This is a genomic window from Sulfitobacter sp. SH22, assembly GCF_965641905.1.
In the GTDB taxonomy this organism is placed as follows: Bacteria; Pseudomonadota; Alphaproteobacteria; order Rhodobacterales; family Rhodobacteraceae; genus Sulfitobacter.
In genome coordinates, this window is record NZ_CBFFKI010000001.1 from 69,127 (window position 1) to 91,893 (window position 22,767).

Genomic DNA, 22,767 nt, shown 5'->3' on the forward strand with positions numbered 1-22,767 from the left:
GATTTTTTACAGTCCTGCAAGTATGCATGGTTACAAGCCTTCTTATCTACAGAAAGGCATTCTAGCAGTTTTACATTTTTACATGAGGCATCAAAAAAATGCTGGTCATCACCCTGATCAATCAAAAAGGCGGCGCAGGAAAATCGACCATCGCGCGTGGTCTGCTCAGCGCCGCAAGCGCGGCCGATATTTCCTGCGGATTTCTGGACACGGATAAAACTGAAAATCTGGTGCAATGGGCAGGACGCGGGACAGCGGCCGGCAACTGGAGCGATAAGGTGCAGGCTTTCAAAACCCTGAACCCTCAAGAAGCCCGCGAAATGGTTCTGGATCTGGAGGAAGAGGGCGAGCTGGACCTGTTTATCGTCGACACCCCCGGCGATGCCACCGAACTGCACGATCAACTCGCGACGGTATCCGATCTGATTCTGTGCCCGATACAGCCGTCGACCAGCGATCTTTCGACAGCGATAGGAACCGCCAACTGGATGTACCGGATGCGCGCCCGTGTCGAAGACCCCTCGGATCTGCCCGCATTCCGCACAGCGATTAACCGGGTTGGCTCAAAACCTACAAAGACTGAATCAGGGGTGATGTTGCATGCACGCGCCAACAAGCTGGTCGGGGATGGTAAATCCAGCCCGGTTGAGAAGTTGAGGTTTATCCCACGCTACGTTCAACAGCGCGACGCCTATCGCCGGATGGATGAAGAAGGGTTGCTGGACCGCATGATCGCCTCCGAAAAGAACCGCAAGGAGAGATACTTCAAGAACCCCAAACATCTGCAGGATGCCTTGGATGAGATGAGAGAATTTCTCGATCTTTGTCTGACAGTCGCGGAGGAGAAAAATGGTAAAGCGTAAACGCGTTCCCTTGCAGCTCAAGGGCACCGACGAGCAATATTTTCGCACTAAAGAGATTACCGGCCAGCCCGAGGATGTTGAAAAGGGCAGGGAGTCCGTGGCCGAACGGCCTGTCGAAACGGTGGAGCCGGTAAAACCCGAGCCAACCGTAAAAGCGCCGCCTGTAAAGCGGTCCAGCCCAGCCAAGACCCCCAAAAAAAAGCCGAGCTTCAAAGTAGAAGCGGATGAGGAAACCTCGAAAGGGGAAGTGGTCAGTCGGATCATTCACCTCGGGGTGCCGCTGACAAAGCGGTTGCACGATACCGCGGAGAAATTTGGCGTGCCCGTCGATGACCTGCTTTATGCCGCCCGGAAAAAGACGATCACGAATTTTCGCCATCGCATCGGGACCACAAAGAAACCGATTGTGCCTGAATTCGAAAAAGGCGGCGAAACCTTGCGTGTCGCCGTATCCCTTTCTCTGGAAGAGATGGATAGGCTGCGCGGCTGGTATGATCCGCTTGATATCGGGTTGGCAACCAAGGTTGTGTCGCCCCTGATGACAGCATCTTTGCGCGCTGAAGTTAAAGCGATCTGTGATGCAGCGGAGGCTGAGTAGGTCAGCCTTTGTTCACTTGCTTGAAACGTCCAATGGGCAGTTGTTTCTTAGCCTTTATTCTAAGGAAACCGGCCTGGATGTTCGGGTGAACGTCGATTTGGAACTGTCTGGCAATAAAACCTGCCTATCCATTCAATGGTGAAAGCAGCATTTTTCTGGGTCAGTACCCGTAATGTTTAGAGTGTTATATTTGTGTTATAAATGGTGTTAGAGGTCTCAAAAGATCTGTAAGCCACTGATCTTACTTCGCTCTTCCAAGGGCCCCGTGTGTGAACTCACAATCATATGTGTGTGAACTCACAAAACTTTGTGTGCGGAGTCACGAGGTACATGTTGTGTGGGTGAAATCACGAAACGACTTGACGCTGTGTGTGAAATCACGAATTCTGACACTCGATTCGTCTCGATCTGTGGATAACACGATTCTTAAAAGGGTGTGTGTGAAATCACGAACAGGTAGGGGTCTGTGTGTAAAAACACGAAAAGGGACATAGTGTGGGTGAAATCACGAAAGACATCAGATCGCCGTTGTTGCCTGACCGGCAGGAACAAGGTGACTTTTTCGTTTGCGATATTTTTGATGCTGCTCCGAAGGGTGACATGGCGTCGATGGCGCATCCTATTTTTTCGCTCTCTACAAAACCTGATCACCGCGTGCGCCGCTACGAAGATGAAACCGGCAAGAACTATCTTGAGGTAAAGCCCTCCAGCGAAGGTGTGGCAACCATCCATGACCGGGACGTTTTGATCTATTGTATCAGCCAGATCATGGCAGCGCTTAACGAGGGCAGGCAGGTGTCACGCACCGTGCGTCTGCGGGCCTTTGACCTTCTGAAAGCCACCAACCGTGTCACCGATGGCCGTGGGTATGATGCGTTGAAAAGCGCGCTCACAAGGTTGCAGGGTACCCAGATTGAGACGAATATCGTCACCGGCGGTACCGAACAGATGGACCTTTTCAGTATCATCGACCGCGCACGTATCGTGCGCCAGACACGCGATGGTCGCATGCAAGAGATCGAAGTCCAACTGTCCGATTGGGTTTTCAACGCGATCCAGGCCCAAGAAGTCCTGACGCTCCACCGGAACTACTTCCGCCTGAGAAAACCGCTCGAGCGGCGCATATATGAAATTGCGCGAAAGCATTGCGGGCGTCAGAAATCTTGGCGTGTGTCCTTGGAAGTGCTCCAGCGCAAATGTGGGTCTACCTCCACCAGTCGCGAATTCAAGCGTCTGGTCGGCAGCATTGTCGCCCAAGACGAAAGCCACGACCACATGCCGGACTATTCGGTGCGTCTGGACGGGAACTTCATGGTTTTCCAAAACCGCGGGACAATGGTCAAGGAAGCTCCCGTCAACGACGAGATTAGCAGCATCAAGCTGTCGTCCCAAGCATATGAAGCCGCGCGCGAGGCGGCCCCCGGATGGGATGTCTATCATCTGGAGCAGGAATGGCGGACGTGGATGGAAGACGGTGGCCTGGATGCGCCAAAGATTCCGGACAAGGCCTTTGTCGGCTTCAGCCGTAAATGGTTTGAAAAGCGTGGGCGTCCCTAGAAAACCCGTGCCGCCGTGAGGGCCTTAGGTATCAATCGGGAGGGTAAAGGTGCCCGCACAAACCTAGAGCGCGAAAATCTTCTTTGAAGTTATGTTGCGGACCCGGTCAACTGCCGTGCCGTCCCAATGGAAATCATAGTGATCGCCTTGGACCGGAATAGGCAGGACATCCGGCCAGAACACCCCGACGCACAGCCCCGAGGATGCCCTGACACTTGGGTATAGAACGCCGTTCGATCCTTGCGCGCGTAGCGCGTGCCCGATCTTTTGCGCAGCGGCGTAATCCGCTGGGTCAAGGACATCCGGCACATGTGATACATTATGAAGCTCTGCATCAACCGATCCTACAAGCACCCTGAATTGCGATGTCCATCCCTCGGGCTCAGACGTCGCAGCCATCGCGGTTCCATGATGATACGCAACTTCACGGATCGCGGCCTCTTCATCATTCGCCGCATAGTAAACACCAAAACTCCCATCCGAAAACCGTCCTGGTCGGTGGATGGAGCAATGGAAGAACGGTGCCATGAGCAGGGACGCCCCTTCACCGCCAACACGGCGTTCCGGTGGAACCAGCGCCATGTTTCCGATCTGGTCCCATACTCTGGGGTTCGTTTTCGATTCTGCTGACGCAAGCGCTTCCCAGTCGGCAGGGTCAGAGATGTCTTCGAAAAGATCGACAGCCGGATAGATCGACCGGATTATGCGGTAACTTTTTGGCCACTGAACCCTCTCAAGCTTCGCGATTGCGCCGCTTGGATTGCCTACCATCCAGACCGCTCCGCATCCAGATAACGGCGAACACCGTAAAGGTCGATAATCTGACCGCCCAGCAACACATCCAAAGCAGAACGGCCCCCAAAAACCTCATTCGGGGCCTTGATCCATTTGTAAGCCCTTTGAATGTCCCGGCCAAAAAGATAGCGGCTGCCTTTATGAATACCCAAAAGCAGCGAAAGTCTGGTCGCCAAATCCCGGTCGATACGGCCAATATCACCCTGTTTCCAGCGCGCCCAAGTCCGTTGCGTCATCCCGCCAAGGATCTGGCGCGCTTGCTCGTCCGAGATATCCCATTTGTTGAACAAATTCACGATCGCTCTGGCGGATGCCAAAGCTTCGTCAACCGTCAGGTCTGGGCCGTTTGGTGAGGACGGGGTGATTTTGACTTCTGCAAGCATGTTGGAATCCTTTTGGCGTATGGCTTATATATAGCATTAAATGCCGTTTGGCAATCTGGCCCTATGCCTTTGCCTCAAAATCAAGGTAATCCTGTCCGACTGATGTACCTCAATCGGAGAACGTTAAACCTGTGCATATTTAAGGCATCGATTCACATTTTTGGGAGCGTGGAATGCCTGAGCCAGTTCCGACTACGAAAACGAGCAGAGTAACGTTTCCTGATTTCCCAGAACCCTTGGGCGTTAACGACCCGCTTCAGGCACAGCAGGCGGCATTCTGATGTCGGTCCGCACCCGTAATAAGGCAGATGAAGATCGCGCCGTAAAGATCATGAAAAGCCATTCTGGGCATGAAACCCCGTTCCATGGCCAAAGCGAATAGCGCCAAGTTTGTATTGGAAAACAGATGAGCAATCACCATCCCCCCATGCCCGAAATCCCAGTAACCAGCGCGCTGCGGCAGTATCGCGACGGGCTCTCAAAAGCCGCGATGCTGATGATTCTGTTAGGGGTGCTCGCGATCATTCTGCCGGTGGCCAGTTCATTGGCGGTGAATTTTATGATCGGCGGCATTCTGACCCTTGCGGGGTTGGTGGGCTTCTTTTTTGCCCTATCACTGCGTAGCACAGGGCTGTTTATCTGGGCGATGATCAGCGGTCTTTTCCCGCTTTGTATCGGGCTTTATCTGCTGTTCTTTCCTGCCGCCGGACTGGTTGCGTTGACAGCATTTGTCGCGATCGTACTGCTGGTCATGGGCGTGTCACAGGCGCTGTTCGCCCTTGAGATGCGCAAAAGCCGAAAGTGGGAATGGGCGCTGGTATCTGCGCTGATCAGCACTGTGCTTGGCGTCTTCATCCTTGTGGCCTTGCCGCAAGCGTCACGTGTCCTGCTGGGAATTTTCCTGGGAATTGATCTTGTCTCAACGGGTCTGGCGGTCTTACTGATTTCCACCGCGATGCCGGATATTTCAGACTGGTGACAGGCTATCGCGGCGGCATGTTTGCGTGATCGCCTGCCATGAGGGCCGTGGCGCAGACAAGCGGGCCCGCGCCATGGCTTGTTCTTAACTGGAATGTTTCACTTCGATCTTTTTGGTCTTTGTGACATTTTCTGCCGGCTTTGGAATGGTTACGGTCAGCACACCATTCTTCACCTCCGCGTTGACCTTGTCTGCGTCGATCTCAAACGGCAGCCGCATCGAACGATGGAAAGAACCGGACATGCGTTCCACACGGTGGAACTCGCGGCCTTTTTCTTCCTTCTTCTCTTCTTTCTCCGACTTCTTTTCACCTTTGATCGTGATTTGGTCGCCGCTGACGGACACATCGACATCCTTGTCTGTCAATCCGGGGAGCTCAGCAGTCACCCGTATCTCGCTATCCGTTTCGCTCAGGTTCGAACGCAGTTTAAAGGCGTTTTCGCGGTCAAACAAATTGCCGTCAAATTCTTCGAACATGCTGTCGATCTGTTTACGCAGTGCTCCAAAGGGTGTTGCCTCGTCCGCAGGCCGTTTCCATGCCGTTGGAAGCCAATCTTGGTAAGCCATTTTCATCTCCTTATGTCTATGATTCCCAAGATCAGCTTAAAATGCCGATGCGAGACGCGACTGAGGCAGATCAATTTTTGCGATCACGATACGATTATCGGAAAGCGGCACCCGGACACCGCGAATGACGGCATTAACTACATCCCCACAAAGCCCCGCCAAAGTCATCCTTCGCAACGCAATTTTGGCGCTGAAGAACTGGCGCGATAGGGGCCTCAATCAGTCAAGTTCGACGGCAGAATGCAGCGTCGGGCATTCGACGTTTAAGCCCTTTTTCTCCAACTCGGCTTTCATGTCAGACATCCCCCTGTCAAAGTCACCATGAACAAGGAAGACGGTTTTGGGCCGCCCTGTGTGAGACACCCAATACAGCAGCTCTCTTTGGTCTGCGTGGGCGGAAAACCCGTTGATCGTGTGAATACTGGCTTTGACCTGAATGTCTTCACCAGCAATCTTGATGTGCTTTGCCCCGTCAACGATCTGACGCGCCAGCGTTCCTTCGGCAGCAAAGCCCACGAAAACGATACTGCAATCCGGCCGCCAGATATTATGCTTTAAATGTTGGCGCACGCGCCCGCCTGTACACATGCCTGATCCGGCCATGATCACAGCGCCGCCCCTTATGCGGTTGATCGCCTTGGATTCTTCGACCTGACGGGTAAAACGCAAGCCCCGCGGATGAAAAGGATCTTTGCCCGACAACATGGCGTCGCGGACCTCTGGGCTGAAACCGTTCGCGTGACGTTTGAAAATCTCTGTCGCAGAAATCGCCATTGGGCTGTCCAGAAAAATCGTCAGTGATCCCGGAAGGTCTTTGCTGTTGATCGCGTTCTTGAGGTGAAACAGGATCTCTTGTGTGCGTTCCATCGCAAAGGTCGGGATCACGACATTGCCACCCCGGGCCAGGGTATTTGCAATCACCTCGTTCAGTTCGGCGTTCGAGGTTTCACGATCCTTGTGCATCCTGCCGCCATAGGTCGTTTCCATGACAACATAATCGCATTCCGGCGGCGGGGTCGAATTCGACAAGATCGCATGACCGGGGCTGCCCAGATCACCCGAAAAGACAATCCGCCGGGTGGTTTCGTTTTCGGTTGCTTCGATAATCACGGAAGCAGAACCTAGGATATGACCCGCGTTGATAAAGCGGATTTTGACAGCTTCGTTCAATGCAACGTCTTTGTCATAGCTGACATTGCGGCCAAAGAAATCCAGGGCGAACAGCACGTCGATCTGGTCATAAAGTGGGCGGATATCGTCCTTGCCGCCGCGCCGTTTATGACGCGAGGCGCGCGCGGCGTCTTCTTCCTGAATATGGGCTGAATCCATCATAATCAGCTTTGACAGTTCGCGCGTCGCGGCTGTTGTGATGATCGTTCCGGCGAATCCGCGCTTGACCAACAAGGGGATGCGCCCGCAATGATCAAGATGCGCATGGGTCAAAAGCAGGAAATCGATTTCCGAGGGCTCAAATCCGAAATCGCCCGCGTTCTCTTCGTCGGCATGCCGTGCCCCTTGGAACATCCCGCAATCAATGAGTATCCGCAAGCCACCCGCCTCGAGCAGATGGCACGAGCCGGTGACACCTTGGGCAGCACCGTGGAATGAAAGTTTCATAGGGTTGGTTCCTCAATCGAAAGTGACGCTTCACTGCTGATGCTACCGTCTTGTGGTTTTCCGAGTTTGACACCGGTCAATTGCCGGCTTTGCCTGACAAAGCGGAGGAAGCAACGAGATTATAGATGTCGGGATGGGTCATGATTTGCCCCTTCGCGTCGGGGAACCGTGTGAAATACCCCAATGTGACGGGAATAGGTGGGGCAGGGGCATCAAATGTGCGGCGGCCATTTGCGAGTTCGTGAACGCGGGCGATGTCCATATCCAGCACAAAAGCCACCAGTTCGTCCCAGCGTTGCACGCGCACACAGCCATGCGACAGTGCGCGGTTCTCGTTTGCGAACAGCTCGCGCCGGTTGGTATCGTGTAAATAGACCAACATGCCCGGGGCCAACCGGACAGCGGCCAGCCCTAGGGGGTTGTTAATTCCCGGCGGTCTGACCCTGTCGCTGTATTCGCCGCTGGCAATCATCGAGGGCGTAGGCCGCCATGTCGGGCGAAACCGAACCGTTGTTACATATGTTTGTTTGCGCGGGGTCCGGTGCCACGGGGCACCAACGATAATGCGGCTGCGCAAGACCGGGGTTCCGTCTTGAAACGCGATCAGTTCGAAAGCGGGAATGTTTACCAGTATCGCCTTGCCTGACTTTGGCACCTGATAGGCAATTCCGGCCCGATCCAGACGCGCCTGAAAATCCCAGGGCCAGGCGCTTGCTGCGTGACCGGACAGCAGGACCAAAACAATAAACAAGAACCTCAGACTCTTGGGGAAAAGGGGTGTCAGCATTGATTTTGGTCCTTTCCTAAAGCCCATAATGCTGGGCACAGGCGCTTTCCTGCCCGCGAATAATGCGATAGCCGTCAAGCGGCCCGCCATGTTGTGTCACGACCGTGGACTGCCCGTCAGGCTGCCCTTCCTTTTCATAATATATCACCACCCAGTCGTGGGTTCTGCCGTATTTATTTGCCGCAGCCGAGTTTGAATAAAGCGCGGTAAACTGCCAGGGTCCACGTTCTGTATGCAAAATGGGAATGCGGCGCTCTCCGGTCTCGTTAAAACGGCGTGGTTTGACGGTGGGCAGGCTGTCAGCACTGTCGCGATATAACTTATCGACCGCCAGAATATCGGAGACGGGCGGTTCGGGCACCGGACTGCGCACAGGCGATGGCCTGCGCCGCGCGAGCATATCGTTCAACGAATGGCTGATGCTTTCGATGCGACGTTTGCCGATCCCTTTGACCTGAGCAAGCCGGCCGTCAATTGCTGCTTGCTCAAGCGCCTCAAGGGTTTCGATATGCAGGGCTTCATGGATTTCATGTGCCAAAGACGGGCCAATCATCGGTACGGTCTGAAAAATTTTTTCAGGGTCGGACGACCCGCGCAGGCGGTCCAGAATGGCCAAGGCATCAGTGTCCAGCAGTTCGGCGATAGCTGCAGCTATGGACACACCGATCGTCGGCAGGGCTTCCAGCCCGCGCTTGCCGCTGTTGCGGTAGATAAAGCGGATCGGTTCGGACAGGCCTGCAACATAAGTGGCGGCATCGCGATAGGCCGAAACGCGAAATTGTGTTGCACCTTGCCGTTCAAGAAAATCTGCAACCTCGCTCAGCTTTTCCGCGATAAACAGGTTCTCGTACAACCGGACCTCGGGGTTTTTCAGCTCTGTCATGGGGGCGTCCTTATCTGCATGGCATGTCAACATGTTACCGACACCATAGGTGCGTCAGGGCACCCCCGATTTGATCCTTGTCAAAACAGGTCAACCGAAAATTTCAAAAGATGGCGATGAAGGGGCCTGCAAACATGGCGATACAGGTGATCAAACCGACAATAGGAACAACAACAGGTACGATGAATATTCCGTCGGGTGCAGGATCGCCGCGCCATTTGATCCGCAGCAGCGACAGGTTGATCAGGATGAACACCACAAGCACCAGCTGAGAAGTGCGTTCTGCCAGAATGCCGATCGGGAAAAACAAGGCGAAAATCAGGATGGAAGCGGTCACCAGCGCCGTTGCAATCAAAGGCGTGCGTGTCCGGACATGCAGCTGTGCCAGACCTTTGGGCAAGCGGCCGACCCTTGCCATGCCGTATATGATACGGGCGGAAAGAATGGTCTGGATGACGATGCCGTTAAACGTGGCGGCAATAGCGATAAAGGTGATGCCCAAAGGCGAAATGCCTGTGAGCCTTTCGAACAGGAGGCTGATCGGCGCTGTTGACGTGCCAAGGTCTTCCAGAGGGAGAAGCAAGACAGCGACTGCCGCAACGGAAAAGTAGAGCAAGGTCGAAATCATCAAGGTGATGAAGATGCCCAGTGGCATATTGCGGGCAGGATTCTCGGTTTCTTCGACGATGTTTACCATCCCGTCGAACCCGATGAAGGCAAAAAATGCAATGAGGCTGGTCAGGGCGATTGCACCCAGTGCCGCAGTATCTGACGGTTCGGGAAACACAGAAGGCAGGGCAAAGATGATCGTTGGTTGGTGCCAGATGCCCGCGGCTACGACAATGACCAGCCCCAGGATTTCGACCAAGGTCAGAACGGCGGCAAATCTCACTGATTCAAGAATCCCCCATGCGGCCAGCATCCCTGAAATGGCGACGGACAGCGCGATGATCATCCACAGTGGCAGCGGCAGGAGCGTCGCAATATATCCGGCGCAGCCAATCGCAATGGCCGCCGCCGAAACCGTTCCCGCAAGAAGTAACAAGGCCCCAGTCATAATGGTCAGCGATGGTCTTTTGAACGCAGCTTCGACATAGGCGGCTTCTCCGGCGCTGAGGGGAAAGCGCCCTGAAAGTTCGCTGAAACTGCCTGCGCTAAAGAGCATGACCACTGCGGCCACCAGAAATGATGCGGGCGCATAGATGCCTGCCTGCGCTGCCGTCGCGCCAACCAGCACATAGATACCGGCACCGATCGTGACGCCCAATCCGTAGAATATCAAAAGCGGCAGCGTAATCGCGCGCCGCAGGACCGGTTGCGCAGTGTTTTGCAAAGGCGTGCCTTCAGCCTGCATTCTGCGGGCCTCCATTTGCAGGGGCGGGCGGAAACTGCGTGCTATGTTCTAGCAACGCGGGTGGCCGTGACGCATCAAACACAATGACAGGGCATCGGGCGGCTTCAAGAAGGCGCAACAGATCATCCTGCCCCCGAATGGGTCCGCGCCCGAAATCCACCAGCACGGCTTTTGCATTCATGCGCGCAAGGGCGGCAAGCGCGTCATCAAGCGATCTGAACTTGAAGGGTGTTGAGGGGTCCGCCCCAAGAGGTTCATCGGGGCTTTCGTTGATCGAAAATACGACGGGTTCGGGGGACAGCAGATGGGAAAAGCGGTCGGATGCGCCTTGTTGATCGCCTACGGTGCCGGACATTTTAAGGTGAATAACCTTGCCCGGAATCCGGTGGATTTGCCGGTACCCCAGAACCAGAACATCCCAGCCCACAGCGGCGCGCAGTGCGGTTCTGACAAGGTCACCTTTGTCCTGCATGAAAACCGACTGGGTGCCGTAGGGGCCGGACACATGCGCCAGAAGCTCCCGAAAGGCCCGCGCATCGGCCTTCCAGAGCATACGAAGCTGCGACTGGGTGGGTGCTGTTGTTGTCTTGCCGCTGGATAGAATAACGCGGCGGTCAGGGATTCCAGTGGTTGCAAGCAAATCCAGCTCTTCGACCAAAATCCCCCCAAGCCCTGCACAAAAACCGATTGGCAATTGCTTGATGATACCGAAACCCGCCGCGGCATCGGCAAAAGAACCGGCACCGATAAGAATGCGCAGGCCGGGGGGAGAGCGGCTGTTCATTGTTTTGTGCCTTTGTCTGGGCCTTCGCTGATTGGTGCCCCGAACTTGCGGAGGGTTTCGGCATAGGCGCGCAGCTGGGCTTCGACCTTCCCGTTGATGCTGTTTGCCGGAAACCGCCCGCTCCGGCCACGACGCCCCGCAGATACCCCCGTCAGCACCTCAATGCCCTGGTTTATTGTTTTAACCGGAATGACGCGGAAGGCCCCCGATTTGGCGGCCTCGACAACGTCCCGCCGCAACATCAGATGTTCAACATTTGACGCTGGAATAAGAACGCCCTGATCGCCCGTCAGCCCTTGCGCCATGCAGGTGTCAAAGAACCCTTCGATTTTTTCGTTCACACCGCCGATCGCCTGGACTTCGCCGTTTTGGTTCACCGATCCGGTCACCGCAATGCTCTGCCGAATTGGTACGCCGGATATCGCCGACAGCAGGGCGTAAAGCTCGGCTGACGACGCGCTGTCCCCTTCGATGCCACCATAGCTTTGTTCGAACACCAGATTTGCATGCAATGACATGGGGACATCCAGCGCGTAATGCGAGGCAAGATAGCTGCCCAGAATAAGCACACCCTTTGAATGGAGCGGCCCCCCGAGTTCGACTTCGCGTTCGATATCGACCAGTTCGCCAGACCCCATGCGCACGCGGGCTGTAATCCGCGATGGACGTCCGAAATAATCATTGCCGACCTCGGCAACAGCCAGCCCGTTTATCTGGCCTATCGTCTCGCCTTTTGTGTCAATCAGGATGGTTTTGCGCGCAACAGCCTCTTGCATAAGTTCCTTGATGCGCGACCCGCGGCGGATGGACTCCTGGATAGCCTGTTCGATGTCATCCTCGGAAATCTGGTCGCGTTTATGGCCAGCGGCGTAATAATCCGCCTCGCGCATGACGTCAGTCAGCTTGGCCAGCTCGAGGGTAAGTTTCGTGTTGTCGCCGGCAAGACGCACAGCTTGGTCAAGCAAGGCGGCCACAGCAGCGGCGGTCAGCGGTTTCAGGTTTTCCTTGGTGGCATAGCCCGCCACAATCCGCGCCAGCGCACGGGTGTTTTTGACGGTGCGGGGCAGTTCGTCTTCGAAATCGGCCTGCAATTTGAACAGTTTGCCAAATTCAGGGTCCAGTTTCAGCAGCAACATATGAAGCCGCCTGTCACCCACCAGAATGATCCGGATGTCCAGTGGAATGGGGTCGGGCTCGAGCGTGACTGTCGAGGACAGGCTCATGCGTTCTGCAAGCGATGTTATGGATATGGACTGGCTTTGCAAACACCGCTTGAGCGTATCCCACGCATAGGGTTCGGACAGAATCCGGGTGGCATCCATAACCAGATATCCGCCGTTTGCGCGGTGCAGGGCACCGGGTTTAATCAGCGTAAAGTTGGTCGAAAGTGTGCCCATTTCCGAAATATGTTCGATGCGTCCGGTCAGATGCCCAAGCGACGGCATATCTTCTGTCACAATCGGCGCGGCGGGGGGGCCTGCATCGTGTGAAACCATGATATTGACCGCGTATCTGTCAAATTGCGGGTCCTGATGATACTTGCGTATGACATCGGGGAACGGACCATCATTGTCTTCAGTCGCAGACATCAAGAAAAGCTCTGCGTTCGAAATCATGTCGACGCGCACAGTCTCAAGATAGGCAAGCACGTTTTCAGCCTCGGAAAACTGCGTTTCGACTTCCTTGATCCGCATCGACACGGCCTGTTCCGCCATCGAGGCATGCAGGTCTTCGACTTTCTCCCGATGTTCCTTTTCCAGCTGCGGACCCTGCTTGAGAATTTCTGCCAACTGCTCTTGCAAGTCATCAATTTTGGCGTCGACCTCTTGGCGTTGGTCTGGCGGCAAGGCCTCATAGACCTCTGGCTTGATTGGTTTGCCATCCACCAGGGCCGACAGCATGAAGCCCATCGGGGTTCTGAGCAGGGCAACATTTTGCGCATGCGCACGTTCTGAAAATTCAGCGATCGGTTCTTCGTGTTTCTGGCCAAGCTCTTCTTCGATTGCGCGGCGTTGGGTTTGGTATTCTTCGGATTCAAACAACGCGGGTATGTCATTGGCCAGATCATCGACAAGACGTTGCATCGCCAGTTTCAAGGTTGCCGCCGTTCCGGCGGCCAGCTTCATCGCATGGGGTTTGTGGGGCGCGCCAAAGTTGTTGACGTACACCCAGTCGCAAGGGAGCGGCCGCGCCGCCGCCGCTTTGGACAGCAATTGTGCAACTGCCGTGTGTCGCCCTGTCCCTTCAAGACCCAGAACGTACAGATTGAAATCCCTATGGTCGATGCCCGCTGACAGCTTGATCGCGTCGATTGCGCGGTTCTGGCCAACAAGCCCGCGCGCCGGTTTCAAAGATGCAGTGGTGGTAAACCCAAGCGTTTTGGGGTCGCACTCCACGCGCAAGCGGTCGTAGGACAGGCCGCGTGGAATGGCTGAGTTCTTAGGTGTTTTTGCTGTCACGTTAAATGCCCTTAGGTCGCTGCATGACGGGGAAGGCGAGCGCAGCAGGCGCTTTGTGAAACCGCGCTGCCCAAGGCCAAAGGCAGCAGTAAGAGCAGGATCATGGGAAAAATATGTATCATGGCGGTACTCCTGTCGCTCTTCTTCCTTTATTTTTGCAGCTTTGGAACCGTCGTTGATTGATGCGTATCAATTAGGTTGTGAATTCAGATGGAAAAATGCGCCGGAGTACGCGGAGCCACGAGGCGCGAGTCTGGGCTCCGGTGCTAATTGTGATAGCAATGCCCGCACGGCTTGGTCACCTTGCGAGAAGCTGAAAAAGGAAGCGCAAAGATGGAAGACGCACTGAAACTCAACTGCCTGTCCTGTGGGCAGGCCAACCGCTTTCCCAAAGCAAAGCTTGAGGCCGGCCCAAAATGCGCGAAATGTGGCGCGGTGCTGGCTGGTGGCGACGTGGCCGAGATCGGTATCAAGCAGCATGACAAGGCGACGCAGACCGATGATCTGCCCCTAATTGTCGATTATTGGGCACCGTGGTGCGGCCCTTGCCGGACTATGGCCCCCGAATTTGCCAAAGCGGCAAAGGCGCTACGGTTCAAGACCCGCTTTGCCAAAATCGACACCGAGCAATTTCCGGCAATTTCGCAACGGTTGCAGATCAGAGGTATTCCGCTTTTGATCCTGTATGCCAAGGGCAAGGAAATCGCGCGGCTGTCCGGCGCACGTCCGGCCGCAGATATCGAAGGATTTGTGCGCCAACATCTTTAGGCCGATCTTTGGTGCCTGCATGTTTCGGTGTCAAAGGCCGCTGCCATTGACGCCGATCAATTCGGTTTCCTGCCAGTTAGGGTACACAGGCGTGACCCCAAGCAAAGGACAAGCCATGGCTCATTCAGCACCAGACGATCCGCCAAAAGAAGCCCCGATGCCAGTCGATCCAAAACGGGACCCCGACATGCCGGAAAACCCGCAGCCTGAGGACCCGGAAACGCCCCCTGTTTCGCCGGAAGTCCCAGAGCCTGCCAATACCCCCGAAGACCCGCCGTATGACCCGTTTGATGACGGGAACTTCCCGGTCTAGCGGGATGATAAATCGCAACATGCGCGGGCAGTTTCAGCCTATCATAATCCAGATATCCCCCCGCTTTTGACCAAAGCACAGAATGGAGAAAAAGATGTCACGGTTTCCAACAAACATGCATGTTCATCCAGAGGTCGAATCGTTCTTCGACCCCCAGACGAACACGATCAGCTATATCGTGATGGATCCCGGGTCGACGTCCTGTGCCGTGATCGATTCCGTGATGGACATCGACTATCCTGCGGGCCGGATCACCTATGAACATGCCGATGAAATCATCGCCTATATCGAAAAGCACAAGCTAAAGCTGGAATGGTTGATTGAAACGCATGTACATGCGGATCACTTGTCGGCGGCACCCTATATTCAATCCAAACTGGGCGGAAAGATCGGGATCGGGGAAAAGATCACCGTGGTTCAGGATACATTTGGCAAGGTGTTTAACGAAGGCACCGAATTCCAGCGTGACGGGTCGCAGTTTGATCACCTGTTCAAGGATGGCGACACCTACGAGATCGGCGGCATGGCCGCATTTGCAATTCACACGCCGGGACACACACCCGCGTGCATGGTGCATGTGATTGGCGATGCTGCCTTTGTGGGGGATACTCTTTTCATGCCGGATGGCGGATCGGCCCGGGCAGATTTCCCCGGTGGGGATGCGGGGCAACTGTACGATTCCATTCAAAAAGTGCTGTCCCTGCCTGACGATATGCGGCTGTTCATGTGCCATGATTACGGCCCTGACGGGCGCGAATTCATGTGGGAAACCACAGTCGCCGAGGAAAAGGAAAGCAACATCCATGTCGGCCAGGGCAAAACCCGCGAAGAGTTCATCAAATTCCGCGAGGCCCGCGATGCAACGCTTGATGTTCCCAAGTTGATTTTGCCGTCGCTACAAGTGAACATGCGCGCGGGTGAGGTGCCCAAGACAAACGATGGCAAGCCAATGCTCAAGGTGCCGATCAACGTGATCTGATCGCAGGGTACCTGCACAAACTACAGTCAAATGTGAACATAACTGGGGATCGCTTTGCGCGGTCCTCAGTTTAAGGCGTGTTTTTCTGGAGAGATACTAAGACACCAACAGTCCAGAAATTTGCGGGAAGGAACGCTGCCCTTCCCGCAGTCTTTATAGGTTAATGTGCCAAAAACAGCGGCAGGTCAGACTGTTTCATCATCGAACGCGTTGTGCCACCCAGCACGGTTTGAACCATCCGCGCATGGCCGTAAGCCCCCATGACGACAAGATCGGCACCAACTTCGCGGGCACGGTCCTGAATGCACTGGCCGACTTCGCGCCCGCCGCTTGGGAATTGCGATAGGGTTACCTTGCAGCCGTGATGGCTGAGCCATGCCGCGACATCGGTGCCGGGGTCCTGGCCGTCCCGTTCGGGGGTCATGACCGGATCAATGCACCCGATCACGACTTCGTCGGCTTCCTTCAAATAGGGCAGGGCAGTATGTGCAGCACTTGATGCCGCCTCGCTGCTGTCCCACGCCAAAAAGACCTTTTTTGCACCTTTTGACATGGCACCGTTTATCCGGAAACCGATCGGTGAATGGAACAAGATACCCGATGCTGCCTCGCGCAGCATTTCAGGGCTGTCCCGCAAGCTTGCAGAAAAATACGCCTCGTCGCTGACGCGCGCGACCTGGGCGACATTATGTTTGATATCGGCAGTGACGCAGAGCGCAGATTGAACATCGCCGGATGTATTGTGCTTGACCAACAAGGCCTCGACTTCTTGCACACGTTCTTGTTGCTGCTGCTGTGCCTCGGCAACCAGTTCGGCCCAATTGTCGGGGATGTTCATGCCGCCATAGGGGGAAACGCCGTAAGCGTAGATCGGCAAGGCCGGCGCGGGCCCCAGCACAAGACAAATGAGGTGATTGTCGGCCACAGCTGCGGCTTCGGCAACTTCGTTGATCTCTGCGTCGGTGGTGGCCGCATTCATCACAAAAAGTATCGTCTGGCGGTTCATCGTATTCTCCATTCTGAGGATGCGCCCGCTTGTTGTGCAGGGGCGGCTGGCAACAACCTGACACGGCACCGTGAGTACCCAAATGACAAAGATCAAGTTTCGCTGAGAATCCCGTGGTAAATTTAAAATCAAATAGATGTACGGATGATCACCAGATGGATTTCAAAGACTACTACAAGACGTTGGGCGTCAGCAGTGATGCAAGTGCCGACGAGATAAAGAAAGCGTTCCGGAAAGCGGCGCGAAAATACCATCCCGACATCAACACAGGCGCAGACGCCGAAGCAAAATTCAAGGACGTGAACGAAGCATATGAGGTTCTCAAGGACCCCGAACGCCGCGCTGCCTATGATCAGTTGGGCCAAGAGCCACCGCAGGCCCAGGGGCGCTATCAGCCACCGCCCGGCTGGGACAGCGGATATGAATTTTCGTCGGGCGGCGCAGAACACGACGAAGCCTTTAGTGATTTCTTCGAAACCCTTTTCCGTCGCGGTGCCGGGCCTACAAGAGGCATGGGCGCGGGTACGGGGCAGGGGTCGGATGTTCACGGGCGCATAGAGATTACAATTGAAGACGCGTATCGCGGTGCAGAGCGCAAGCTGAGCATCCGGTCGCCGGTGGTCAGCCCCAACGGTGGTGTCACCATGCAGGACCGCACGATTGCGGTTCGGGTACCCAAAGGCATCGCCGAGGGTCAGCATATCCGGCTGGCAGGCAAAGGCAGCCCCGGTCTTGGCGGTGGCAAGGCGGGGGACCTGTTTCTTGAGGTCGCTTTTGCCGCCCATCCGGTTTACCGGCCCGAGGGAAAGAATTTGCACATGGATCTGCCAATCACCCCTTGGGAAGCCGCCTTGGGGGGGCATATCATTATGCCAACGCCGGATGGCAAAGTGGATCTGCGCATCCCCAAAAATGCCCGCACCGGTCAGAAAATGCGCCTGAAAGGCAAAGGTCTGCCCGGCACCCCTGCCGGCGATATCATAGCGACCCTAAAGATCGTAAACCCGAAGGTCGAAACAGACGAAGCACGTGCGTTGTTTGAAAAGATGGCAAAGGAAATGCCATTCGATCCGCGCGCCAATCTTGGAGGAACTAAAAGATGAAAGTTGCCACATTGCAAAGCGATATCGTCGAGGCGCTGTCATTGCCGGATTTGTGCCGGTTCTGTCAGGCGGATGAGACTTGGGTGATCGAGCTGGTAGAGCATGGTGTGCTGGAACCCATTGGCAGCAAGAGCGGGAATTGGAAATTTGTCGGCACCAGCATCGTGCGGGCCAAGAAAGCCCGCAGGCTGAACCGTGATCTGGGCATCAACACCGCCGGCGTCGCGCTTGTTCTGGACCTGTTGGAAGAACGTGATGCCCTGTTGCGCCGTCTGGCTCAGAACGAGATACACTGAAGCGGGTTTGAGAGCCCTCTGCCAATGCTCGGGTTTTTGATAGCCGCTATTGAATCCGCGTGCCGGTTGTTCCGGCGATCAGCCCCATGCAATCGGCAAGCCGTCCGATCGCGGCATAGCCGCCGGTCGCACGCACAAAATCACAGGCGGCCTCGACCTTTGGTCCCATGGACCCGGCTGGAAACGACATCAGTTCGATGATGTCGGGGGTGGTTTGCCCGATCAGTGTTTCGTCGGATGTTCCCCAATGTGCAAAGACACCTTCGACATCCGTTAACATCAAAAAGGCATCTGCCTTGATCTCTTGGGCCAGAAGGCCGCTGGCGTGGTCCTTGTCGATCACGGCCTCGACCCCGATCATGGTGCCATCCGGTTTCTGGACGACAGGAATACCACCGCCCCCAGCACAGATGACAATCACCTTTTGATCCAGCAGCAGTTTTATCACCTCAAGCTCAAGAATGCGTTTTGGGCGCGGGCTGGGCACTGTCCTTCGCAAATGGGCACCGTCTTGCCCGATGCTCCACCCTCTGTCGGCGCTCAGCTTTGCGGCCTCTGCCTGGGTATAGACAGGGCCGATAAACTTGGTCGGGTTTTTAAATGCGGGGTCTTTGGGGTCAACTTCGATCTGGGTCAGCAACGTCGCAAAATTCACCTGCGGGGCATAGGCATTGTCCAGCTCTTGTTGCAGCACATAGCCGATCATGCCGTCTGTTTCAGCACCCAATACATCCAATGGAAAGGCACCGCCCTGCAAGGCAAGGTATCCGACCTGCGGCCCGTTGCCGTGGGTGATGACCACCTCGTGACCGGCCGCCAGCACGGCAGCCAGCGATTGGGCAGCAACACGGATGCTGGCACGTTGACCCGCTGCGCTAAAGGTTTCACCCCGTTTTGAAATTGCGTTTCCGCCCAAGGCGATAACGATGCGCATTCAGGACCCCAAGGTCGCGACCAATATGGCCTTGATGGTGTGCATCCGGTTTTCCGCCTGATCAAAGACGATGGAATTGGGCCCCTCGAACACCTCTTCGGTCACCTCCATCGCGTCCAGTCCAAAACTGTTGTGGATATGTCTGCCGACTTCGGTTTCGGTGTTATGAAATGCGGGCAGGCAATGCATGAATTTGACATTCGGATTGCCCGTCATCGCCATGACCTCGCTGTTGACTTGATAGGGCATCAACAGCTTGATCCGTTCGGCCCACACGCTGTCGGGTTCGCCCATGGAAACCCAGACATCGGTATAGACGACATCACAGCCTGACACCGCTTGCTGTACGTCTTCGGTCAGCAAGATACGCGCGCCTGTGGTTTTGGCTTCTGCCTGGGCGGCGTTCACGATCGTCTTGTCCGGCCAAAGCGATTGGGGCCCGCACAGCCGCACATCCATGCCCAGTTTGGCGGCACCTATCAGCAGGCTGTCGCCCATGTTGTTGCCGACATCGCCCAGAAAGCAGAACGCGATCTGGCCCAGCGGTTTGTTCACATGCTCCGTCATGGTCAGCATGTCCGCCAGAATTTGCGTCGGGTGAAATTCATCGGTCAACCCGTTATAGACAGGCACGCCTGACCATTTTGCCAGCGTCTTGACCACGTCCTGACCAAAGCCGCGATATTCGATGGCGTCGTAAACCCGCCCCAGCACGCGCGCGGTGTCCTTGATGCTTTCCTTTTTGCCGATGTGACTGCCTGAGGGGCCCAGATAGGTGACATGTGCACCCTGATCATGGGCGGCCACTTCGAATCCGACCCGGGTGCGGGTTGAATCCTTTTCAAAGATCAACGCGATTTCGCGGCCCTTCAGGGTTTGCTGTTCCGTGCCTGCATATTTCGCAGACTTCAGGTCGGCAGCGAGTTTCAGCAAGAACCTGATTTCTGCGGCGGCAAAGTCGCGCAGGCTCAGGAACGAGCGGTTTTTGAGATTGAACGCCATAAATTACTCCACCGGATCGCGCGAAATGGGGCAGGTCATGCAGTGGCCACCACCGCGCCCGCGACCCAATTCGGCCCCGCGGATGGTGATCACCTCGATCCCTGCCTTGCGCAGTTGCGTGTTGGTGTGGACGTTGCGGTCATAGGCCAGCACCACGCCCGGCTCTAAGGCGATGACATTATTGCCATCGTCCCATTGTTCGCGTTCCTGTTCAAAATGGTCGCCCCCCGTGCCGATGATCCGCAAGCGCGGGATGTTCAGTGCCTGCTGGACAACGTCAAAGATGTGGCCGGGGTCTTCGACGACCCGCAAGGCATGTTTGTCGTCGGGGTACAGGGAATAGCACCTGATTTTATCCGCAACCTGGGTAAAGCTGGTCACGACATCACGGTCGCAAAACGAAAACACCGTATCCAGATGCATCGCAGCACGAGAGGCGGGCATCTGGCACGCGATCACCTGTTCGGCAGCACCCTGTTCAAACAGGGCGACGGCCAATTGCCCGACAGCTTGTGGTGTGGTCCGTTCTCCCATCCCCACCAGAACGCAGCCGTTGCCAATGGGCATCACATCGCCGCCCTCCAGCGTTGCGGGGCCGAAATCCTGGTCTGGGTTGCCCCACCAGATATTCACCTTGCCGGCAAAGCGCGGGTGAAAACGGTAGATGGCGGCAGTGATCAGGGTCTCTTGTTGACGTGCGGGCCAATGCATGGGGTTCAGCGTGACACCGCCGTAAATCCAGCAACTTGTGTCGCGGGTAAAGAGCAGATTGGGCAGCGGCGGCAAAACAAAACCGTCCGGCCCCAGAAAACGGCCAAACATGCTGTGCGGCTTAAAGGGCAGGTCCCTGACGGTGATCCCGCCGGTCAAAAACCGCGTCAGTGCGGCAGAGGGCATGGTGTTCAGCCAATCAAGCAGTTCGTCCATCATGCCGACACCGACATGGTCTTCGGTGATCTTACGGTCCAACAGCCATTGACGGGCCTGGGGCTGGTCAAGGATATCGGTCAGAAGGTCATGCTGTTCCAGCACTTCGATCCCCCGATCCCGCATCTTGTCGCAGAATGCAAAATGGTCTTTGCGGGCCTCGTCGACCCAGAACACATCATCAAACAACAACGCATCGCAGTTGCCAGGGGTCAGTCGTTCGTGGGCAAGACCGGGGCGCGACACCATGACGGTGCGCAGTTTCCCAACCTCTGAATGGACACCAAGCGGGGCGGTCATAGCATCACCGCCGCACTGAGCAGGGCCATCGCGATCACCGAAAGGACCAGCAGCAAAGGCCAGACAAAGCGCAGCCATGTGTTGTAGGGAACCCGCCCGATGGCCAAGCCGCCGACGACCACCGCATAGGTAGGTGCAACAAGGTTGGTGATACCGATGGCGGTTTGAAACGCGGTAACCGCCAGATCACGGCTTACACCTGCAAAGTCTGACAGCGGTGCCATGATAGGCATCGACAAAACCGCAAGGCCCGAGGTGGAGGGCACAAGAAAGCTCATCAATGCCTCGATGCCAAAAAGCGCGTTCACAAAGGCGACTTGGGACATGCCGGCAATCCAACCCTCAAACGTATGCAGGAAGGTGTCGGTGATCCGGCCTTGATCCATGATGATGACGATGCCACGCGCCAGACCGATCACAAGGGCGACGCCCAGCAGATCGCGGGCTCCTTCGACAAAGGCGGTGGTGAATACCTTTTCCCCCAGCCAGCCCAATGTGCCGATGACGATGGCAGCGCCCAAAAACAGCGCCGACATCTCGGCCATCCACCATCCCTGACTGGATACGCCCCAGACCATGACGACGAAAGTTGTGGCAAACAGGATCAGGATCACGACTTGCAGGCCGGTCAGTCGGGCGCTTTCCTCTGGTGCATGTTTTTGCAGGAAATGCGCTTCGTTTGACTCTTTGAGATGCGCAACGAGCGATTGGCTCGGGTCGCGGCGCACCCGTTCAGCATAGCGCATCACAAAGGCAACGGCTGCAAACCATGACAGGCCAAGGATCACAAACCGCAGCGTCATCCCTTGGGTAAAGGCGATTCCCGCCGCATTCGAGGCTATCGCGGTGGAAAACGGATTGATGGTTGATCCGATAACACCAACGCCAGCGCCCAGCATGATAATCGCGACCCCGGTCAGCGCATCATACCCCGCCGCGATCATGATCGGGATCAGTAAAACGTAGAACGCCAGCGTTTCCTCGGCCATGCCATAGGTTGTTCCCCCGGCGGCAAAAAGCGCCATCATGATCGGGATCATCCATTTTTCCCGCCCCTTCAGCCGCCGCATCGCCTGGGCCACGCCAGTATTGATCGCACCTGTGGCGGTGACAACGCCCAGAAAACCACCGACCACAAGAACGAACAGCGACACATCAATGGCATTGGCCGTATAGGACGACGGATCGTAAAAGCCCGCGATCGGGGCCATCAGGATGTCGAACAAGCCCTGTGGGGCAGGATCGACCGTTGCATAGGTGCCCGGAACAGGAACGTCCTTGCCAATTGCGCTATTGGCCACGCGTTCATATTCCCCTGCTGGTACGATCCACGTCAGGGCTGCCATTGCGATAATAAGGACAAACAGGATCGTGTAAGCGGTCGGGAACCAGCCCTTGGGCGGTGCTTCCGACGTTTTGCCGTAATGGGGTGTCATAACCATCGAAAAGTCCTCGCTTGGAGTGGTGGCATCGGGCCAAGTATCAACGTGGCCCGACAAAAGGTTCTCTCGCG

The 22,767-nt window shown here is 55.8% G+C and carries 23 protein-coding genes; 9 read left to right on the top strand and 14 right to left on the bottom strand.

Going from position 1 to position 22,767, the window contains the following annotated elements:
- Window positions 1–98: 98 nt before the first annotated feature.
- The 3 genes from ACSQ13_RS00165 to ACSQ13_RS00175 all read left to right on the top strand — a co-directional run bounded on the left by ACSQ13_RS00165 (window position 99) and on the right by ACSQ13_RS00175 (window position 3,018).
- On the top strand, window positions 99–863 hold the full coding sequence (locus tag ACSQ13_RS00165; RefSeq protein ID WP_295510024.1) for a ParA family protein: 765 nt from the start codon (window positions 99–101) through the stop codon (window positions 861–863).
- Window positions 864–873: 10 nt separating this feature from the next.
- Window positions 874–1,461 carry a hypothetical protein gene (locus tag ACSQ13_RS00170; protein ID WP_435988048.1) on the top strand — a complete coding sequence of 196 codons (588 nt, stop codon included), beginning with the start codon at window positions 874–876 and terminating at the stop codon, window positions 1,459–1,461.
- Between the two features lie 495 nt (window positions 1,462–1,956).
- Window positions 1,957–3,018 carry a replication initiator protein A gene (locus ACSQ13_RS00175; RefSeq protein WP_295510029.1) on the top strand — a complete coding sequence of 354 codons (1,062 nt, stop codon included), beginning with the start codon at window positions 1,957–1,959 and terminating at the stop codon, window positions 3,016–3,018.
- A 63-nt stretch (window positions 3,019–3,081) separates the two neighbouring features.
- Here ACSQ13_RS00175 and ACSQ13_RS00180 read toward each other — a convergent pair whose 3' ends face one another.
- Together ACSQ13_RS00180 and ACSQ13_RS00185 are read right to left on the bottom strand one after the other, a co-directional pair.
- Entirely contained in the window at window positions 3,082–3,789 is a 708-nt protein-coding gene (locus ACSQ13_RS00180) for an RES family NAD+ phosphorylase (RefSeq protein ID WP_295510031.1), read from the bottom strand.
- Window positions 3,783–4,196: an antitoxin Xre-like helix-turn-helix domain-containing protein gene (locus ACSQ13_RS00185; protein ID WP_295510034.1), complete on the bottom strand. Its 414-nt coding sequence runs from the start codon at window positions 4,194–4,196 to the stop codon at window positions 3,783–3,785. Before ACSQ13_RS00185 ends, ACSQ13_RS00180 begins: the two co-directional genes overlap by 7 nt.
- A gap of 406 nt (window positions 4,197–4,602) precedes the next feature.
- On the opposite strand from ACSQ13_RS00185, the gene ACSQ13_RS00190 reads away from it, so the two are divergent.
- Window positions 4,603–5,175 carry an HdeD family acid-resistance protein gene (locus ACSQ13_RS00190; RefSeq protein WP_295510036.1) on the top strand — a complete coding sequence of 191 codons (573 nt, stop codon included), beginning with the start codon at window positions 4,603–4,605 and terminating at the stop codon, window positions 5,173–5,175.
- Window positions 5,176–5,259: 84 nt separating this feature from the next.
- On the opposite strand, the gene ACSQ13_RS00195 is transcribed toward ACSQ13_RS00190, so the two are convergent.
- The 7 genes from ACSQ13_RS00195 to ACSQ13_RS00225 all read right to left on the bottom strand — a co-directional run bounded on the left by ACSQ13_RS00195 (window position 5,260) and on the right by ACSQ13_RS00225 (window position 13,626).
- On the bottom strand, window positions 5,260–5,742 hold the full coding sequence (locus ACSQ13_RS00195; protein WP_295510037.1) for an Hsp20/alpha crystallin family protein: 483 nt from the start codon (window positions 5,740–5,742) through the stop codon (window positions 5,260–5,262).
- Between the two features lie 219 nt (window positions 5,743–5,961).
- The gene (locus ACSQ13_RS00200) at window positions 5,962–7,359 is read right to left on the bottom strand and encodes an MBL fold metallo-hydrolase RNA specificity domain-containing protein (RefSeq protein ID WP_295510040.1); all 1,398 of its coding nucleotides are present in this window, start codon (window positions 7,357–7,359) and stop codon (window positions 5,962–5,964) included.
- A gap of 76 nt (window positions 7,360–7,435) precedes the next feature.
- The gene (locus ACSQ13_RS00205) at window positions 7,436–8,146 is read right to left on the bottom strand and encodes a L,D-transpeptidase family protein (RefSeq protein ID WP_295510044.1); all 711 of its coding nucleotides are present in this window, start codon (window positions 8,144–8,146) and stop codon (window positions 7,436–7,438) included.
- A 16-nt stretch (window positions 8,147–8,162) separates the two neighbouring features.
- Window positions 8,163–9,029, bottom strand: coding sequence for a helix-hairpin-helix domain-containing protein (locus ACSQ13_RS00210; protein WP_295510047.1), 867 nt, complete (start codon window positions 9,027–9,029; stop codon window positions 8,163–8,165).
- Between the two features lie 103 nt (window positions 9,030–9,132).
- Window positions 9,133–10,383, bottom strand: coding sequence for an APC family permease (locus tag ACSQ13_RS00215; protein ID WP_295510049.1), 1,251 nt, complete (start codon window positions 10,381–10,383; stop codon window positions 9,133–9,135).
- The gene (locus tag ACSQ13_RS00220) at window positions 10,373–11,167 is read right to left on the bottom strand and encodes a hypothetical protein (protein ID WP_295510052.1); all 795 of its coding nucleotides are present in this window, start codon (window positions 11,165–11,167) and stop codon (window positions 10,373–10,375) included. Before ACSQ13_RS00220 ends, ACSQ13_RS00215 begins: the two co-directional genes overlap by 11 nt.
- Complete coding sequence (locus ACSQ13_RS00225; RefSeq protein WP_295510054.1) at window positions 11,164–13,626, bottom strand: Lon protease family protein; 2,463 nt, start codon at window positions 13,624–13,626, stop codon at window positions 11,164–11,166. The genes ACSQ13_RS00220 and ACSQ13_RS00225 overlap by 4 nt, the downstream gene beginning before the upstream one ends.
- Before the next feature lie 333 nt (window positions 13,627–13,959).
- On the opposite strand from ACSQ13_RS00225, the gene ACSQ13_RS00230 reads away from it, so the two are divergent.
- The 3 genes from ACSQ13_RS00230 (at window position 13,960) to ACSQ13_RS00240 (ending at window position 15,686) form a co-directional block, all read left to right on the top strand.
- A complete protein-coding gene (locus ACSQ13_RS00230) occupies window positions 13,960–14,394 on the top strand; it encodes a thioredoxin domain-containing protein (protein WP_295510057.1) in 435 nt (144 codons plus the stop codon).
- A 115-nt stretch (window positions 14,395–14,509) separates the two neighbouring features.
- Window positions 14,510–14,707 (top strand): hypothetical protein, encoded by a 198-nt coding sequence (locus ACSQ13_RS00235; protein ID WP_295510059.1) that lies wholly within the window; start codon window positions 14,510–14,512, stop codon window positions 14,705–14,707.
- Window positions 14,708–14,801: 94 nt separating this feature from the next.
- Window positions 14,802–15,686 (top strand): MBL fold metallo-hydrolase, encoded by an 885-nt coding sequence (locus ACSQ13_RS00240; protein ID WP_295510061.1) that lies wholly within the window; start codon window positions 14,802–14,804, stop codon window positions 15,684–15,686.
- Window positions 15,687–15,846: 160 nt separating this feature from the next.
- Here the strand turns inward: ACSQ13_RS00240 and ACSQ13_RS00245 are convergent, their stop codons facing one another.
- On the bottom strand, window positions 15,847–16,692 hold the full coding sequence (locus ACSQ13_RS00245; protein WP_295510063.1) for a universal stress protein: 846 nt from the start codon (window positions 16,690–16,692) through the stop codon (window positions 15,847–15,849).
- Window positions 16,693–16,847: 155 nt separating this feature from the next.
- On the opposite strand from ACSQ13_RS00245, the gene ACSQ13_RS00250 reads away from it, so the two are divergent.
- Together ACSQ13_RS00250 and ACSQ13_RS00255 are read left to right on the top strand one after the other, a co-directional pair.
- Entirely contained in the window at window positions 16,848–17,795 is a 948-nt protein-coding gene (locus tag ACSQ13_RS00250) for a DnaJ C-terminal domain-containing protein (RefSeq protein ID WP_295510065.1), read from the top strand.
- Window positions 17,792–18,091, top strand: a complete 300-nt coding sequence (locus tag ACSQ13_RS00255) for a chaperone modulator CbpM (protein WP_295510069.1) — start codon at window positions 17,792–17,794, stop codon at window positions 18,089–18,091. Before ACSQ13_RS00250 ends, ACSQ13_RS00255 begins: the two co-directional genes overlap by 4 nt.
- A 46-nt stretch (window positions 18,092–18,137) precedes the next feature.
- Here the strand turns inward: ACSQ13_RS00255 and arcC are convergent, their stop codons facing one another.
- The 4 genes from arcC to ACSQ13_RS00275 are packed head-to-tail and all read right to left on the bottom strand — an operon-like array spanning window position 18,138 to window position 22,696.
- On the bottom strand, window positions 18,138–19,025 hold the full coding sequence (arcC, locus tag ACSQ13_RS00260) for a carbamate kinase (protein ID WP_295510071.1): 888 nt from the start codon (window positions 19,023–19,025) through the stop codon (window positions 18,138–18,140).
- Entirely contained in the window at window positions 19,026–20,027 is a 1,002-nt protein-coding gene (argF, locus tag ACSQ13_RS00265; protein ID WP_295510073.1) for an ornithine carbamoyltransferase, read from the bottom strand.
- A gap of 3 nt (window positions 20,028–20,030) precedes the next feature.
- Complete coding sequence (arcA, locus tag ACSQ13_RS00270; RefSeq protein WP_295510076.1) at window positions 20,031–21,254, bottom strand: arginine deiminase; 1,224 nt, start codon at window positions 21,252–21,254, stop codon at window positions 20,031–20,033.
- Window positions 21,251–22,696: a YfcC family protein gene (locus ACSQ13_RS00275; protein ID WP_295510078.1), complete on the bottom strand. Its 1,446-nt coding sequence runs from the start codon at window positions 22,694–22,696 to the stop codon at window positions 21,251–21,253. The genes arcA and ACSQ13_RS00275 overlap by 4 nt, the downstream gene beginning before the upstream one ends.
- Window positions 22,697–22,767 lie beyond the last annotated feature (71 nt).